Genomic DNA, 14,481 nt, shown 5'->3' with positions numbered 1-14,481 from the left:
GATCCCACTGGAAGAGTAAAATCGTTGGGCAGGGAAATTCTCGGTCGAAGGGAACTCTGGCGGTATGGCGCGAATTTCTTAACTCCACGGCCCTCAACGCCATCTCCTCGAGGCACGGGCGCCCGCGCCCCTGGGAGCCGTACACAGGCCCGGCGCGCGCAAGAAATAAAAACTTAACCGGTTCAGTTTGCTTCTCAGCCATCTCCCCGGTCTGGCTCGTCGCTCGTGCAGAAATCGATCGCATCGCTGCTGGAATTCGTGTCGCCGCCGCCGTTGAGACAGCATCGCCTGGTGATCAGCTGCCACCCGGCACCCTTCAGGCCGTCGTGGCGCCCGCCTCGAGGACGACCCGAAGCGCCCGCGCGCGCCTGCTCAACGCCGAGCAGGCCGCGCGCCCGAGCCGTGGCGCACCCCATCGAGCGCCTGCGCGCGGTGGCCCGGGCCCTCGGCGCGGGCCGGATCGAGGCGCGCTCGGCGATCGCGCGGCAGGACGAGATCGGCGATCTTGCGCGCTCCTTCGACGAGATGGCCGATCGCCTGGTCGCGCTGCACCGCGCCGAGAAGGAGCTGCCTCCGCCCCTCCTTCCGCGCCGACAGGAGCCGCACCCGCGCGACCGGCGGCATGGGGCTCGGCCCGGCGCTGGCGAAGAGGATCGTCGACGCCCACGGGGGCCGGATCAAGTCGTGAGCGCCCCGAACGAGGGGACGCGCGCGCGTGTGCTGCGCATGACGTACGTCGTCAGGCGTGCTCGAGCACCACGCCCTCGATGATGTTGGCGACGTCCTCGCAGCGGTCGCTGGCGTTCTCGAGCTGATCGTAGATGTCACGCCACTTCAGCACGAGCAGCGGGTCGGTGCCCTGCTTGAAGAGCGCCGCCAGCGCCCCGCGGTAGTGCGTGTCGGCGGCGTTCTCATGGCGGTTGATCTCGACGCAGAGCTCGAGCAGCCGGGCGCCGTCCTTCACGTCGCGGAGCGAGCTCGTGGCCGCGCTCATGGTGACGCACGCCGCCACCACCGACTCCGCGAGGGGGCGCGCCTCCGCCATCGCAGTCTCGATCTCGAAGAGGACGATTCGCTCGCTGGCGGCCTCGATGCAATCGAGCACGTCGTCGAGCCGGGTGATCAGCGCGTGGATCTCCTCGCGATCGAGGGGGGTGATCCAGGTCTTGTGCAGCGCGGCGAGGCAGCGGTGCGTGATCCGGTCCCCCTCGTGCTCGATCTCCTTGATCTTCGTGGCGATGGTCCGGGCGTCCTCCAGCCGGTCGAGCATGTCCAGGAGGAGCTTGCTCGCGATGACGCTCTTCTGGGCGTGCTCGGCGAGGGCGTCGAAGAAGAAGGCGTCCTGGGTCAATCCCATGCCGTGTGATACTCCGGCGTCGCCGGGCTCGTCAATGCGGGCAGACGAACAAGACATCTCGTGAATAAATGTAAAACGTGGGAGTCGCCTCCGCCTCTGGCGCGGTCCACCTCCGGTTCTTGCGATCAGGCACGTTGACGATGCGCCGCACCGGTCGCGCCCCCGTTTCCGCTCTGGAAAGCATTTTTGAGCACCACGAGTACGAGTCCCCGGTCCCGGAGCGGCTCCTCCCGACGATCCGGGCCACGGCGCGGACGACCTCGCGGTTCGAAAAGTAGGCCGGGCCCCACGGGACGTACCGCACCCGGCGACGGCGCGCTCGGCGCCGGCCACGCCAGCCGGCGCGTAGCACGCGGCGAGCCCGAGGTCACGACGGGCTCCGGGTGGACGGCGCCGGTCGTGGAGGAGACCTAGGTCCAGCTGCTCCAGCGCGCGCAGGAGGCGCTCGCCGCCGACCCGGGTTCGGCCCTCGCGCTCACGGGTGAACATGCGCGGCGCTTCCCCGCCGGCGCGCTCGGTCAGGAGCGCGAGCTCATCGCCATCCGCGCCCTGCTCGCCCTCGGCCGCGCGGCCGAGGCGCGCGCCCGCGCCGCAAGCCTGCTCGAGCGGTTCCCCGGCTCGGCGTACCGCGGCAGGCTCGAGTCGCTCGGCCTCGCGAATACAGCCCAAAAGACGAGCCGATATCTCCACGTACCCAGTCACCGCCGGATGCGGTCCTTTCGATGGAGAATTTGAAACGCTTCTCCTCGCGCGCCTCGCTCCCGTGGCGCGCCGCGGACCTCTTCATTCTCGCTTCGCTTGCGGCGACTTCGCTGATCGTGGGCGGCTGCTCGATGGATCTCCAGATCCTCGCCGAAGGGATGGGCAACGGCGGGGGAGGGGAGCGGCGCCTCACCGAGGGCACGATCGAGGTCCTGAGCATCGATGACGCGGCCATCACCGTGCTCCTCGAGGACTCGGGCCCGGACCACGTGGTCCCGCGTTGCCCCTGATCCGCGCTGGCCGCGCTCGGAGCCGTCTGGATGCACGCGAGCGAATGTGCCCTTGACGGTGCGCGCGCCGCGCCCGCATCATCGCGCCTTCCACCCGGTTCACCCGGCACGCGAACGGAGCCAGAGATGAGCGGAGACGACATCCAGTCGAATGGCAAGTACTTTCGCGTCGTGGTTCCGAATTTCGGCACCGAGAGCCTGCTCGGGGACACGATCGCGTCGCGCCAGCTGTCGAGCTACATCCGCCTCGGGGCCGTGCCCACCGCTCCGGGCTCCGACCCGCCGCAGATCGTCGCCGAGCCCGGCGACGATCTCGCCAAGCTCGTCCACGATTTCGTCGATGACACGCGCCCGCGCGACCCTGCCGCCCACGCGGTCGCGGACCGCCAGGCCGAGAGCGCCAAGCTGCACACCCGCGGCGGATGGCTCGACCACTCGGACGGAAATCGCATCTCCACCACCCGTGGCGACAAGATCGAAGTGATCCGCGGCAACTACAAGATGGTTGTGCTCGGTCGATACCCGGTGACCGGTGATCCGACCACCGTCGACGGCGCCACGGGCGGCACGACGTCGTACGAATCGGGGGGCGGTCACGTCCAGGACTGGCGCGTCACCCCCGGCGCCGTGACCGAGATCACGTGGGTCGAGAGCCGCGGCACGTGGAAGGTCCACGAGAAGACCGAGAAGGGGGATGTGCACGCGATCTACAACGGCGAGGTCAAGGAGGAGTTCTACGGTCCTCTCAAGGAGAGCATCACCGGCACCGAGAGCCCGGGCAGCCTCGCCCCGGAGACGAACCCGAGCCCGCTCAACGACTTCACCGTCACCCGTGAAAACCCGGTGTTGATCGAGAAGACGTGGGCCCAGAGCATCGACTCGCAGACCGGCTCCGAGAAGGTGCCCATCCCCACGATCACCGAGAAGACATGGGCCGACAGCATCGACTCGCAGACCGGCTCCGCGGCCAAGCCCGTCCCCACGATCCACGAGTCGACGGTCGCGGGGGCGATCTCCAGCGAGACCATCGCGGGTATCATCAACGAGAGCACCATCGGTAACACGGTCAGCGAGCAGATCGGCACGTCGTCGTCCATGCAGATCGGAAACGACTTCAGCTTCCTCCTCGGCCCCAGCGAGAGCATCCAGATCGGCGCCGCGCTCGACCTGTTCCTCGGCCTCAAGAAGCTCGGGATCGACATCTCGGCGGCCGGCATCACCGGCATGCGCATCGCGCCGCTCATCCTCGACCTCAACGTCGCCAAGGCCATCAACGACATCCGCGTGGGCTACAAGTTCGAGGTCACCATGGGGGACTCGGACTCGGCCGTCATCGGCATGGACATGTCCGCGAGCCTCGTCATGAAGCGCCTCGCCATGGCCATCTTCCTCGGCTGATCGCGGGCGATGCGCACGAAGAACACGACCGACCTGCTCTTCGGGGCGAAGGTCACCTCGCGCAGGCCGCCCCGGCCCGAGATGACGCTCGTCGTGCGCGGCACGTTCGCGCTCCGGCACGGCGCCGTGGCCGCGCCGCTCGACGGCATTCCGCAGATCGTCCAGGGCCCTCTCCAGGCCGAGACCTTCCGCGACGGCGACGACGAGCGTCTCGGGGACTGCCTGTATCCTGGGGATTTCGCCGATTTCAAGCTGCGCGCCGACGTGCTCCTCGCCGGGAAGTGCCACGCGCCCGGGGGCAGGCCGGTCCGCGCGATGGACGTGCGCTTCTCCGTGGGCTCGTGGTCGAAGGCGCTCCGCGTCACCGGCAGGCGCGTCTGGACCGAGCATGTCCTCGGCCCCGCCATGAGTGAGCCCGCACCCTTCGTCGAGATGCCGATCGACTGGACAGGCGCCTTCGGCGGTCCTGGATACGCGAAGAATCCGGCCGGGAGAGGGATCGGGCCCGGGGAGCTGCCCACCGTTGAGGACCCGCGCTTCCTCGTTCGATCGAGGGACGACCGGCCGGAGCCCGCGGGCTTCGGCCCCATCAACCCCGCCTGGCCGCAGCGCGCCGGCAAGATGGGGAAGGAATACGGCGCCTCCTACCGCAGGAACCGCGCCCCCTACTTCGCCGAGGACTTCGACTGGTCCTTCTTCAATGCCGCCCTCGCGGACCAGCAGCTCCCGTACCTGCGCGGCGACGAGGAGGTCTCGTTCCACGGCCTGCACCCGGCCCACGCGGTGTACACGTCTCGCTTGCCAGGGCTGCGCGTGCGCGCCTTCGTCAAGGACAGGGACGGAGCTTTCCGCGAGGTGAAGATGGTGCTCGACACCCTCTTCGCCGAGATGGAGGCGGAGCGCATCGTCCTCTCGTGGCGCGGGCTCACCGAGGTGCGCGATGACGATCTGAGCGACATCACCTTCGCGCTCGTCGCCGCGGAGCCTCTGGCCGAGCGTCCCCTCCCCGAGGACCATTATCGCGCCCAGCTCGAGGCCTTTGAGGCCGATCCGCTGGGATTCAAGGACATGTCTCCCCAGCTCGCCGAGGCCGTCGCGCGCGGCCGCGAGATCGAGGCCGCGCAGAAGAGGGCGGTCGAGCCCGGAGCCGACCCGCTGGACGCCCTCCTCGAGCAGAAGCTCGCCCCTCTCGCGCCCGACATCCGGGCGCAGATCCGCAAGCGAATCGACGACGCGATCGCGAACGCGCCCCCGGGCACCGACATGCGCGCCAGGATCCTCGAGCTCCTGTCCGGCGCGCCGGACGACAAGACGCCGCCGCCGGTGATGCCGGCCATCCCGGGCGCAAAGCCGCGCATCTCGCTGCGCGACGCCCTGAAGAGCGTGCGGGAAGCGGTGGCCAAGGCCCGGACGCGCGCCCAGCAGAACCACGCCACGCCCGAAGATCTGAGCCTCCTCGCCCAGGCCGAGGCCCTGTGGGGCGACGCGCGCCTTCGAGAGCTCGATCCCACCCTCCGGGAGCCGTCGCCGGAGGAGCCCGGCCCTGGCCGCGACCTCTCCGGGCAGGATCTGGCGGGCCGCGACCTCCGCGGCCGCGACCTCCGCGGCGCGAAGCTCGACGGGGCCATCCTCACCGGCGCGAGCCTGCAAGGCGCCCGGCTGACCGGCGCGAGCCTCAAGGGCGCCGTGCTCTTCGAGGCCAACCTGCTCGGCGCGGATCTCACGCAGTGCAATCTCGAGCTCTGCAATGGGACCCACGCCCTGCTCGAAGGTGCCATTCTCGAGGGCGCGTCGCTCGAGCAGGCGTGCTTCAAGGGGGCCATCCTGCGGGAAGCGGACCTGCGGCGTGCACACGGGCAGTTCGTCTGTCTCCCAGGCGCCGATCTCACCAGGGCCAGGCTCGGCGGCGCGCGCATCTCCAGGGCCGACTTCGAGGGCGCCGTCCTCGAGGCCGCGGACCTCACCGAGGCCGAGATCACCCGGTCGGTTTTCCGCGATTGCCGCGCCGCCCGCTCGTTCTGGGCCCGCGCGTGCCTCGGCGGATCGAGCTTCATGGGATCGTCGCTGGAGGAGGCCAACCTCATCGGCATCCGGGCCGACGGCTCGATCTGGACCGGCGCCCTCTTGCGCCGCGCCGATTTCCGCCTTGCCCACCTCCGGGCCGCTCATTTCACCGAGGCCATCGCCGACGAGGCGCGCTTCTACGGCGCCGATCTGGCCGAGGCGCGCTTCTACAGGACGAGCCTCCTCCGCGCCGGGTTCGCGCGCGCCAACCTCTCCGGCGCGGAGCTCAACAAGGCGCGGCTCGACGGCGCGCGCCTGCCGGGCGCCAACCTCTACGACGCCAAGCTCCTCGGCGCCGCCGTCCGCGGGTGTGACTGGAGCGGCGCCAACCTGGAGCGCGCGAGGTTCGAGCACGCATGACACGCGCCGACGAGATCGAGGCCGCGGTCCGGGCGGGGCGCTCCCTGGAGGGGGCGCTCGTCGCGAACGTGGATCTCGCGGGCCGCGACCTCCCCGCGGCGCGCCTCGCCGGCGCGAGGCTCGTGCGCGCCACGTTCCGCGGCGCGAGCCTGGAGCGGGCGGACCTGCGCGGCGCGCAGCTCATGGGCGTCGTCCTCCACGGCGCCCGGCTGGAAGGTGCCTGTCTCCAGGACGCGAAGGGGATCCTGGTCGATTTCACCCGGGCGCGCCTCGCGGGGGCCAAGCTCGAAGGCCTCGCGCTCGCGCGCTCCACGCTCGAGGCGGCGGATTTGCGGGGCGCGAACCTGCGCGGTGCCGCGCTGCCCGGGGCGAACCTCCGCGGCGCGGATCTCTCGGGCGCCGATCTCGAAGGCGCCTCTCTCGACGGCGCCGATCTGCAAGGCGCCAATCTCTCGGGCGCACGGCTGGGTCGCACGACGTGGAGCCGGGCGAACCTCACGGAGGCGCGCCTCTCGGACTGCCACATCGAACAGGCAGTCTTCACGTCCGCCGTGCTCGCGCGCGCCGATCTCTCCGGCTCGACGGTGGACACGGCGGTCTTCCTCCGGGCCGACCTCCGCGAGGCGCGGCTCCCCCGGGTGATGAGCCGAGCCATCTTCGACGAGGCCACGCTCGCCGGCACGGATCTCCGCGGCCGGGAGCTCGAAGGGGCCGAGCTGTCGGGCCACGATCTGCGCGGCGCCGACCTCGAGGGCATGCGCCTGGTCGAGTCGTCGCTCCGCGGCACCGATCTGCGCGGCGCCCGGCTGCGCGGCGCGCACCTGGAGAAGACGAGCCTCGCCGGCTGTGATCTCCGCGGCGCTGATCTGACCGGTACGGTGCTGCGGCTCTGTGTCCTCTCCAGCGCGGATCTGCGCGGCGTGGATCTCTCCGGCAAGGACCTGGAGATGACCATGATGACCGGCGCCAACCTCGAGGGCGCCAACCTGAGCGGCGCGCTCCTCGTGCGGGTGCTCCTGTCTCAGGCGAACCTCGCGGGAGCCAACCTCTCGCGCGCGCTCGTCCGCCAGACGGTGCTCGACGGCGCCGCGCTCGACGGCGCCGTCCTCGAAAAGGCCACGTTCCACGGGGTGGACTTCTCCGACAGGGACCTTCGCTCGCTCTCGATCCGGGGCCTGTCCATGGTGCAGTGTTGCTTCGCCGGCGCCAACCTCGAGGGCATGGACCTGCGCGGCGCCGATTTCACGAGCAGCGATTTCACCCGTGCGAAGCTCGGGGCCGCCCGGCTCGACGACTGCGTGATCCAGCAGGCCAATTTCATGGAGGCCGATCTGCGCGCCGCGCGCCTCGAGGGCATCGCCGCCAAGGGCGCGTTCTTCGGCCAGGCCGATCTCGAGGGCGCGCGCCTCGCCCGCACCATGTTGCGGTTCTCGACCTTCACGAAGGCGAGGCTCCGGCGCGCCGATCTCTCGGGCTGTGATCTGCGCGAGTCCATCATGACCGGGGCCAGGGCCGAGGGCGCGAGCTTCGCCGGCGCGCGGCTGCATTTCGCGGACCTGTCGCACGCGGACCTGCGAGGCTCGGATTTCACGCGGACCGATCTCGGCCGGGCGAACCTTCACGGCGTGCTCGACGAGGGCGTGATCTGGGACCGCGCGAGCACGGCGCTCGCGCGGCGCACGGACAGAAAGAGGCTCGAGGCCGAGTCCTGGCAGATGCCGGAGCGGCTCGACGACGAGTGAGGGAGAGGGATATGAAGGGCAGCAGTTTCCTCCAGGCGGGTGCGCCGCAGACAGGTCCGGATCTCGCCGGGATCTTCGCCTCGGCCGGCGGCGCCGTCTCGTTCCTCGGCCCGGCGGAGGTCACCGCGCTCGGCCCGGACAGCGCGACCGTGCTGCTCGCGACCGGCACCACCGAGCGCGCGTTCTTCGCGTTCGCGCTCCCGTACGAGCCGTCGCTCGGCGACGTGCTGCTGGTCATCGGCGGATCGGGCGCAACTTACGCGATCGGCGTCCTCTCCGGGCGCGGCCGCGTCTCGATCGCGTTCCCGGGCGACGTCGATGTCCGCGCGGTGGGCGGGAAGCTGCGCCTCGCGGGCGACGACGGCGTCGAGATCTCGGGCAAGGGGCTGGAGGTGATGGTTGACAAGGTGAAGATCACGGCCGGCGAGGTCATGGAGCGGTGCGCCTCATTCTACCAGCGCGTGACCAGCCTGTTCAGCGCGCACCACAAGCAGGCGCACACGGTCGTCGACGACGAGTCGCACACCCGCGCCAGGCGCGCCACCCTCCTGACCGAGGAGACGGTGACCATCAACGGCAAGCAGATCCACCTGGGATAAGGGCGATGCTCACCGCCTCCAACCGCGGCGCCGGGATGAACATCGGTTTTCCCGACGTGTGCAACACGCCGGTCGGCCCCGCCGTCGTGCCGATCCCGTATCCCAACTTCGCGCTCAACGCGCAGGCCGTCCCGTTCTCGCCGGTCGTGCGCCTCTCCATGGTCAACGCGCTCAACCTGGGCTCGAAGATCCCGGTCACGTTCGGCGACGACCCGGGCGTCGCGCACCCGAGCGTCAAGGGGACGGGGCAATACACGATGGGCAATCCCGTCGTGTACGTCGACAACCTCCCCGCGATCAACCTGCTCTGCCCGACCACGGGCAACAACATGAACGACGGTGTCGGCGCGGTGGTGGTGCCCAGCGCCACGAACGTATTCTACACCCTCGCCGGCCCGCCGGCCGGGGCGATGCTCGACGCAGAATCCCTCACGTCGCTCGCGGAGACCTTGACGGAGCCGCTGTGCGGGCCGGGGGAGATCGTCGCGGAGGGGCTGGCGGAGCCGGGCTCTGCCGCGATCGGCGTGCTCCGCGTCCGCGTCTTCTCGTGCGCGCTGCCCACGCTCGTCCACAACGAGATCCGGCGGCTGACCGGTGAGGGAATTCTGGCGCTCGTGATCGATCTCCGGGGCTGCCCTGGAGGTGATTTGGACGCCAGCGTGCGCTTGGCCGGCGATTTCCTCGATCGGGGCCTGGAGATCGTGCGTGTCGTCGACGCGGACGGCGACGAGCTCGTGCACCGGTCCCGCCACGACGATCCGTGCACGCTCCCGCTGGCGCTCCTGGTCGACCGGCGGACGGCATCGGCTGCGGAGGTCTTCGCCGCGTGCCTGCAGGTCCACGGCCGTGCCCTGGTGGTGGGCGAGGCCACGTGGCGTAAGGGCACCGCACAGCGTGTGATCTCGACCGAAGAGGGCGCGCTCCACGCGACCGTGGGGCGGTGTGCACGCCCAGGCGGTGAGCCGATTGACGGGGTGGGGGTCGTCCCCGACCTCCCTGTGGAGCCGGAGGCCGCCAGGGCGGCGGCCCTCCGCGCGCTGGGCTCGGGGCAATCCCGTCCGTCGCTCTCCCTCCAGGATCACCCGAGTCCAGCCGAGCCCACGTCGCGCCAGAGCTTCTCCGCGTGCACAGAACGCTCGATCTCGGAGACGAGCAGCGCGCGCCCGGTCGGTTCGATGTAGCGCTCGGTGAACTCCCGCGGGCCCATCTGCTCGAGCTCCGTCCACCCGTACTCGGCCAAGAACGTCGGCACGGCGGCGGGGGCCATGCCGAAGCGCCAGACCTTCTCCTTCACCTTGAAGCGCTCGTACCAGTCCTCGGCTCCGTAGAAATTCTCGCGAAGATCACGTGGGCCACACGGATCCGTCCGGTGCCCGGGCGTCCGGGTCGCGGCCTCCACCGTAGGCTCACGTAAGTCTGTGACGCTGTTCTCCTTCACCGCGGGGAGGGCCGACATCTGAGTCCGACGCCGCTGCGCCGTCCCGGCGAATCCGCCGGTCCCCCGCTCACTCCGGAAAGAACGTCTCGACCGTGAGCGCCGGCGTCCCCTCCGCGTGGACCCCGCCGAGCAGCGCGAGCGTCCCGTTCGGCGCGGGCACCACGGTCGCGCCGCGCCGCGGCTCCCGCAGCGGCAGCTCCTCGACGTGCGCCGCGGCGAGGTCGACCACGAAGCTCCTGGTCAGCCCGCCCGCGCCGGCCTCGGAGCCCACGGCGAGGAGGCGCCCGCCGGGCAGCGCGAACGCCGCGACGTCCACGACCGCCGCCGGCAGCGCGGCGCCCGCGATCTCCACGGCGGCACACGCGCCGACGCACCCCGGCGCGAGCCGGCGGGTCGGCGCCGCAGCGCCGTCGAGCACCCCGCCGACCAGCACGATCTCCCCGGGCGCCGTCACCGCGGCGCCGGCGCCCCGAGCGGCGTCCGGCGGGAACGGGCGCGGCTGGAACGCGGTCGCGCCGTCGCCGAGCACCTCCAGCCCGGCGACGTCCGCGCCCCCGGCGCCCCCGCCCGCGACGACCAGGCCCACGCCCTCCACCCACACGGCCGCCGCGCCGGCCCGCGCGTACCGGAGCCTCGCCACCGAGAGCGCCTGGTCCGCGCCGACGACGAGCACCGCGTCCGAGGGCTCGCCCGGCGCCCCCGCGGTCTGACCCGCGCGCGCCGTGCCCACCACGAACGAGCGCCCGTCCGCGGCCTCGACGGTCCGGCCGCCCGCCACCTCCGCGAACGAGCCGAGCCCCGCGGGCAGCGACGCCTCGGCGCTCTGCCCCGACGCCACGTCGGTCCAGGTCGCGCCCTCGTCGTCCAGGGTGAGCAGCAGGTTCGCCCGGGCGACGAGCGATCGCGCCGCCCGCGGGAGCGCGCCGCCGGAGGCGCTCCCGCCCCACGCCGCGAGGTCGTACCCGTCGATCCGCGCCGGGTCGACGTCATCCGCCGCGGCGCCCCCCGCGACGGCGCCGCCGGTGAGCATCAGGTAACGCTCCGCCAGCGCCGCGCCGGGCGCGCCGACGCGCGACGCCGCGAGCTCGCCCGGCGGCCGCGCCCAGCTTCCGGTGCGCTGGGCGAAGAGCGGCAGCACCTCGCCCGCCAGCCCGGCGAGGTAGATGCCCGACGCGGAGCGCCCACGCACAACGGTCGCCCCGCCCGCGTCGACGCCGCGCACCTCGAACGTGTACGCCCGCTCCGCCGGGATCTCGCCGAAATCGAGCTCCCCGCCCGGCGCCGCCGCCGCGGACACGGTCACGTCCCCCTCGACCGCCGTCGCGGTCACCTCGATCCGGGTGACGGGCGGGTCGTCCTGGAAGGCGGCCGCCTCGTGCCCCGGCACGACCTCGATCGTGAGCGTCCGCGGCCCTTCGGCGCAGCTCGGGAGCAGCAGGCCGATCGCGGGCAGGACACGGCCCATGCGCAGGGTCTTCATTGAAGGCGGAGTCTTAGCGCCTCGGCCGCGCGAAAGGCCAGCGGAGGCGCCGGACGGCCCCGCAGGCGCGCGCAAGTGAGGCGACCGTGGGCACCCGACGCCCGCGGCGCCGGCCGGTCACGCGCGCCCCGTCGCCGGCCGAGAATTTTTCCCGCGGCCGCCGCGCGTGCGAGGCTGCCCGGCCCGAGCCGAGGCGCGGGCTCGCCGCCGAGCGCTCCATCCAGCGCGCGCTCGTGCAGCGATCGGACCCCTACGGCAGATGTAGGATAAAGTAAGACACGAAAGTTGTCGCGTCTCGGCCGGGCAGGGTAGACGGGTTGAGGAGGAAGCATGAGGCGCAGCAAAGGCGAGAGCATGGACACCGGGGCGGTGCGGAACCTCGAGGAGATCCAGGAAGAGGATCCCGGGGCTCGCCCGTCGCGCGCGGGCGCCCTCGTGCTGGCCTCGCTCGGCGGGGCGTGCATCGTCTTCGCGGCGGTGGCGCTCCTGCGCGCGCCGCACCGCGAGAAGCCGGTCAGCGCCGATCCGCTCGGCGATCTTGTCGCGCGCGCTCATCCGGCCGGCGTGAAGCCGGCCCCGCGCCGTGCCACGATCGGGGCGGACGTGACCTTTCCCGCGATCCTGTCGGACGCGGAGCACCCGACGACGGCGCTCGAGGCCGTGCGCGACCCGCGGGCGGCCAAGGCGGCCGCCGCTGATCGGCCGCCGGCCGCTGACGCCGGTCCGCCGCTCGCCGCGGACCGGCTCCCCGTGGTCTCGCTGCCGGCGCAGCACGTCCTCGGGCCCGCGGGGGGCGAGGTCGCTCCGAACGACACGCTCACCGCGATGGCCCGCCACGTCTCGCGCGAGGAGGGGCCCGAGATCGAGCGCGGCGGGCCGGGCAGCTACCAGCTGCAGGTGAGCTCGTTCAAGGAGCCCGCCGACGCGGAGGGCTTCGCGGCGGCGCTGCGCCGCCGCGGGCACAAGGCGTACGTGGAGCCGGCGTACGTGAAGGGCCGCGGCCTCTGGCACCGCGTGCGGATCGGTCCCTTCAAGTACAAGCGCTCGGCCGTGATCTACCGGCAGGAGTTCGAGGCCAAGGAGCGCCTCGTGACGTTCATCGTGGATCCGCCGAAGACCACGGTGAAAGTGGCCGAGAGCCCCGGCGACGACGCGTGAACCAGGGGACGGCCGGCGCCCGCCGCGTCAGCCCCGCGGCCGGCGCGCCGCCTCCGAGAGCGCCGCGGCCGGCGTGAGCGCGCAGGACAGCACCCCCTTGGCCCCGGCGAGCTGCCCGGCGAGCCCGGACAGCGCCGCGCCGCGGCCCTTCAGCACCATGACCTGGAGCACCCGGCCCTCATCGAGGCGGACCAGCAGGCTGGAGACCACCGACCCCGCGTGCTGCTCCTCCAGCGCGGAGATGCGCTGCACGAGCTCCCGCACCTCGGGCGCGTAGACGACGGTCAGCGTCGCCGCCACCTCGGCGCCCTCGTCCCAGGCGGCGCGCGTCAGGTCCGCGCGGACCAGATCCCGCAGCGCCTCCGAGCGGTTCTCGTATCCCTGCGCGGTGATGCGCCGATCGAACTCGGCCAGCAGCGCTCGATCCATCGCCACGCCGAAGCGGACCAGGTCGCTCATCGTGGGCGCAGGCTAGCGGGGCATGGGTCCGGGCGGGAAGGGGGCTCGCCACCCGGAGAGCGCTCCGCCGGCGTCAGGGCGAGCGCCGCGCCGCAGCGGCCGAGCGCTCGGCCGCCCGCTCAGCCCTTGCGCCGCTCAGCTCTTGCGCCGATCGAGGTGCCGCCTCGCGGCGTCCTTCACCGGCGAGGTCACGTTCTTGCTCTTCGAGACGCCCCGGAGGTCCGACTCGCGCAGGTGCTGGACCAGCCGCGTCGCGACGAGCACCGGCGTCCTCGGGTTCTCGACGAGGTTCCGCTTCACCGTGTAGCTCTTCATCCACTCCGGCGTGGTCGCGATGATCCGCAGCACCTCGTCCGAGATGTTCCGGTTGCGGGTGATGAGGACGACCTCTTCCTCCTGCATCTGCGGGCTGCGCACGGCGGCGCTGGCCACGAGGCGGTTCGAGTCGCGCACGAGCAGCATGCGCTCCTCGCGCGAGCCGAGCATCGCCCGCCGGATGCGCTGCGACATGGTCATGTCGGCGAGCCGCTTGGAGAGCGGGACGTACCGCTCCTTGATCTCCTCTTTCCCTTCCTCGTCCTCGACGTGGGTGTCGACCGTCTCCTCGGCCGCGAGCGCCTCCGCGAGCGCCTGCGTCTCGGCGAACAGCACGTCGTCCGGCGTGGGCTCCGGCGAGGGCTCCGCGATGAGCTCGTCCTTGATCGCGATGCTGACCTCGCGCCACGCCGGGATGCCCGTGAGCTCGACCCCGTTGCGGGCGGCGAGGTCGACGAGGCGATCGGCCGTCGACATCCGCGTGTGCTTGTTGAGGTAGAGCCGCTCGATGATGCGCGGGCTCGTGAGCAGCCGCTCCTCGTTGACGGCGATGAGCTCGGTCACCGCCTCGCCCCCGGTCCGCGCGAGCTCCTCGAGCGTGTCGGCGGCGATGCCCGGCATCGCGCAGAGCCGCTCGACGACCGGGAGGCGGTCCGCGTACAGGCGGGCCAGCCGGTCGATGACGAGCGGCTGCAGCAGCTCCCCGCCGAGCGCGCCCTGGAGGAGCGGGTCGGGGAGCGCCGACAGCGTCTTCTCCGCGGCCGCGCGGGAGGGCTCCTCCTCGCGCGACGCGAGCAGGACGAGCAGCGTCACCACCTCGCCCGGCTTGAGCCCGGGGGCGATGCCGCGCGCCGCCATGTCGCGGAGCTTCTGCGGCGCCCCCGGCTGCGCCAGCTTCTGCGCGGGCGCCGAGAGGACGCCGAGGTCGATCGGCGCGATCATCGCGGGGTCCTCCCCGGCGCGGCCGTGCGGCGGCGGGGCGAGCGCGTCGTCTGTCGGGCGGCGGCGCTCGGGATCTCGGACGGCGCCCGCGGCGCGGGTTTCCTCGGTTGCGCCGGTGACGCGAGCGAAGCGACGGACATGCGGTCCTCCCCGGCGGGCATTGCTGCCCTGCGATCT

Annotated in this window: 13 protein-coding genes; 9 read left to right on the top strand and 4 right to left on the bottom strand. The window is 72.1% G+C overall.

Annotation, left to right across the window (positions count from 1 at the left end):
- The first annotated feature begins 225 nt into the window (after positions 1 to 225).
- The gene (locus WME75_RS19180) at positions 226 to 771 is read left to right on the top strand and encodes a HAMP domain-containing protein (protein ID WP_437492865.1); all 546 of its coding nucleotides are present in this window, start codon (positions 226 to 228) and stop codon (positions 769 to 771) included.
- Here the strand turns inward: WME75_RS19180 and WME75_RS19175 are convergent.
- On the bottom strand, positions 740 to 1,357 hold the full coding sequence (locus tag WME75_RS19175) for a DUF47 domain-containing protein (protein WP_437492863.1): 618 nt from the start codon (positions 1,355 to 1,357) through the stop codon (positions 740 to 742). The two genes, WME75_RS19180 and WME75_RS19175, sit on opposite strands and share 32 nt — an antisense overlap.
- Positions 1,358 to 2,079: 722 nt before the next feature.
- Between WME75_RS19175 and WME75_RS19170 the strand changes: the two genes are divergently transcribed.
- The 7 genes from WME75_RS19170 (at position 2,080) to WME75_RS19140 (ending at position 9,840) form a co-directional block, all read left to right on the top strand.
- The gene (locus WME75_RS19170; RefSeq protein ID WP_437492861.1) at positions 2,080 to 2,349 is read left to right on the top strand and encodes a hypothetical protein; all 270 of its coding nucleotides are present in this window, start codon (positions 2,080 to 2,082) and stop codon (positions 2,347 to 2,349) included.
- A 126-nt stretch (positions 2,350 to 2,475) separates the two neighbouring features.
- Positions 2,476 to 3,747 carry a hypothetical protein gene (locus WME75_RS19165; protein WP_437492859.1) on the top strand — a complete coding sequence of 424 codons (1,272 nt, stop codon included), beginning with the start codon at positions 2,476 to 2,478 and terminating at the stop codon, positions 3,745 to 3,747.
- A gap of 9 nt (positions 3,748 to 3,756) precedes the next feature.
- Complete coding sequence (locus tag WME75_RS19160; RefSeq protein WP_437492857.1) at positions 3,757 to 6,171, top strand: DUF2169 domain-containing protein; 2,415 nt, start codon at positions 3,757 to 3,759, stop codon at positions 6,169 to 6,171.
- Positions 6,168 to 7,913: a pentapeptide repeat-containing protein gene (locus WME75_RS19155; protein ID WP_437492856.1), complete on the top strand. Its 1,746-nt coding sequence runs from the start codon at positions 6,168 to 6,170 to the stop codon at positions 7,911 to 7,913. Before WME75_RS19160 ends, WME75_RS19155 begins: the two co-directional genes overlap by 4 nt.
- Positions 7,914 to 7,924: 11 nt before the next feature.
- Positions 7,925 to 8,512 carry a DUF3540 domain-containing protein gene (locus WME75_RS19150; RefSeq protein WP_437492854.1) on the top strand — a complete coding sequence of 196 codons (588 nt, stop codon included), beginning with the start codon at positions 7,925 to 7,927 and terminating at the stop codon, positions 8,510 to 8,512.
- Between the two features lie 5 nt (positions 8,513 to 8,517).
- On the top strand, positions 8,518 to 9,693 hold the full coding sequence (locus WME75_RS19145) for a S41 family peptidase (protein ID WP_437492852.1): 1,176 nt from the start codon (positions 8,518 to 8,520) through the stop codon (positions 9,691 to 9,693).
- 6 nt (positions 9,694 to 9,699) lie between these two features.
- Entirely contained in the window at positions 9,700 to 9,840 is a 141-nt protein-coding gene (locus WME75_RS19140) for a hypothetical protein (protein WP_437492851.1), read from the top strand.
- A gap of 177 nt (positions 9,841 to 10,017) precedes the next feature.
- Here WME75_RS19140 and WME75_RS19135 read toward each other — a convergent pair whose 3' ends face one another.
- Entirely contained in the window at positions 10,018 to 11,430 is a 1,413-nt protein-coding gene (locus tag WME75_RS19135; RefSeq protein WP_437492849.1) for a hypothetical protein, read from the bottom strand.
- A gap of 330 nt (positions 11,431 to 11,760) precedes the next feature.
- Here WME75_RS19135 and WME75_RS19130 point away from each other — a divergent pair, with 330 nt between their 5' ends.
- Entirely contained in the window at positions 11,761 to 12,588 is an 828-nt protein-coding gene (locus tag WME75_RS19130; protein ID WP_437492847.1) for an SPOR domain-containing protein, read from the top strand.
- Positions 12,589 to 12,615: 27 nt separating this feature from the next.
- On the opposite strand, the gene nikR is transcribed toward WME75_RS19130, so the two are convergent.
- Positions 12,616 to 13,047 carry a nickel-responsive transcriptional regulator NikR gene (gene nikR, locus WME75_RS19125; protein ID WP_437492845.1) on the bottom strand — a complete coding sequence of 144 codons (432 nt, stop codon included), beginning with the start codon at positions 13,045 to 13,047 and terminating at the stop codon, positions 12,616 to 12,618.
- Between the two features lie 135 nt (positions 13,048 to 13,182).
- Positions 13,183 to 14,304, bottom strand: a complete 1,122-nt coding sequence (locus WME75_RS19120; protein WP_437492843.1) for a hypothetical protein — start codon at positions 14,302 to 14,304, stop codon at positions 13,183 to 13,185.
- Positions 14,305 to 14,481 lie beyond the last annotated feature (177 nt).

Origin of the sequence: Sorangium sp. So ce1014, assembly GCF_051521505.1 — a bacterium.
Taxonomy (GTDB): Bacteria; Myxococcota_A; Polyangia; order Polyangiales; family Polyangiaceae; genus Sorangium.
The sequence above is the reverse complement of the archived record's forward strand: the minus strand, read 5'-3'. Positions and strand labels throughout refer to the sequence as shown.

What these genes read in the sequence shown, in the direction of transcription:
- WME75_RS19175 (WP_437492863.1), bottom strand. Translation starts at nt 1,357, where the DNA reads ATGGGATTGACCCAGGACGCCTTCTTCTTCGACGCCCTCGCCGAGCAC.
- WME75_RS19170 (WP_437492861.1), top strand. Translation starts at nt 2,080, where the DNA reads ATGGAGAATTTGAAACGCTTCTCCTCGCGCGCCTCGCTCCCGTGGCGC.
- WME75_RS19165 (WP_437492859.1), top strand. Translation starts at nt 2,476, where the DNA reads ATGAGCGGAGACGACATCCAGTCGAATGGCAAGTACTTTCGCGTCGTG.
- WME75_RS19160 (WP_437492857.1), top strand. Translation starts at nt 3,757, where the DNA reads ATGCGCACGAAGAACACGACCGACCTGCTCTTCGGGGCGAAGGTCACC.
- WME75_RS19155 (WP_437492856.1), top strand. Translation starts at nt 6,168, where the DNA reads ATGACACGCGCCGACGAGATCGAGGCCGCGGTCCGGGCGGGGCGCTCC.
- WME75_RS19150 (WP_437492854.1), top strand. Translation starts at nt 7,925, where the DNA reads ATGAAGGGCAGCAGTTTCCTCCAGGCGGGTGCGCCGCAGACAGGTCCG.
- WME75_RS19145 (WP_437492852.1), top strand. Translation starts at nt 8,518, where the DNA reads ATGCTCACCGCCTCCAACCGCGGCGCCGGGATGAACATCGGTTTTCCC.
- WME75_RS19135 (WP_437492849.1), bottom strand. Translation starts at nt 11,430, where the DNA reads ATGAAGACCCTGCGCATGGGCCGTGTCCTGCCCGCGATCGGCCTGCTG.
- WME75_RS19130 (WP_437492847.1), top strand. Translation starts at nt 11,761, where the DNA reads ATGAGGCGCAGCAAAGGCGAGAGCATGGACACCGGGGCGGTGCGGAAC.
- nikR (WP_437492845.1), bottom strand. Translation starts at nt 13,047, where the DNA reads ATGAGCGACCTGGTCCGCTTCGGCGTGGCGATGGATCGAGCGCTGCTG.
- WME75_RS19120 (WP_437492843.1), bottom strand. Translation starts at nt 14,304, where the DNA reads ATGATCGCGCCGATCGACCTCGGCGTCCTCTCGGCGCCCGCGCAGAAG.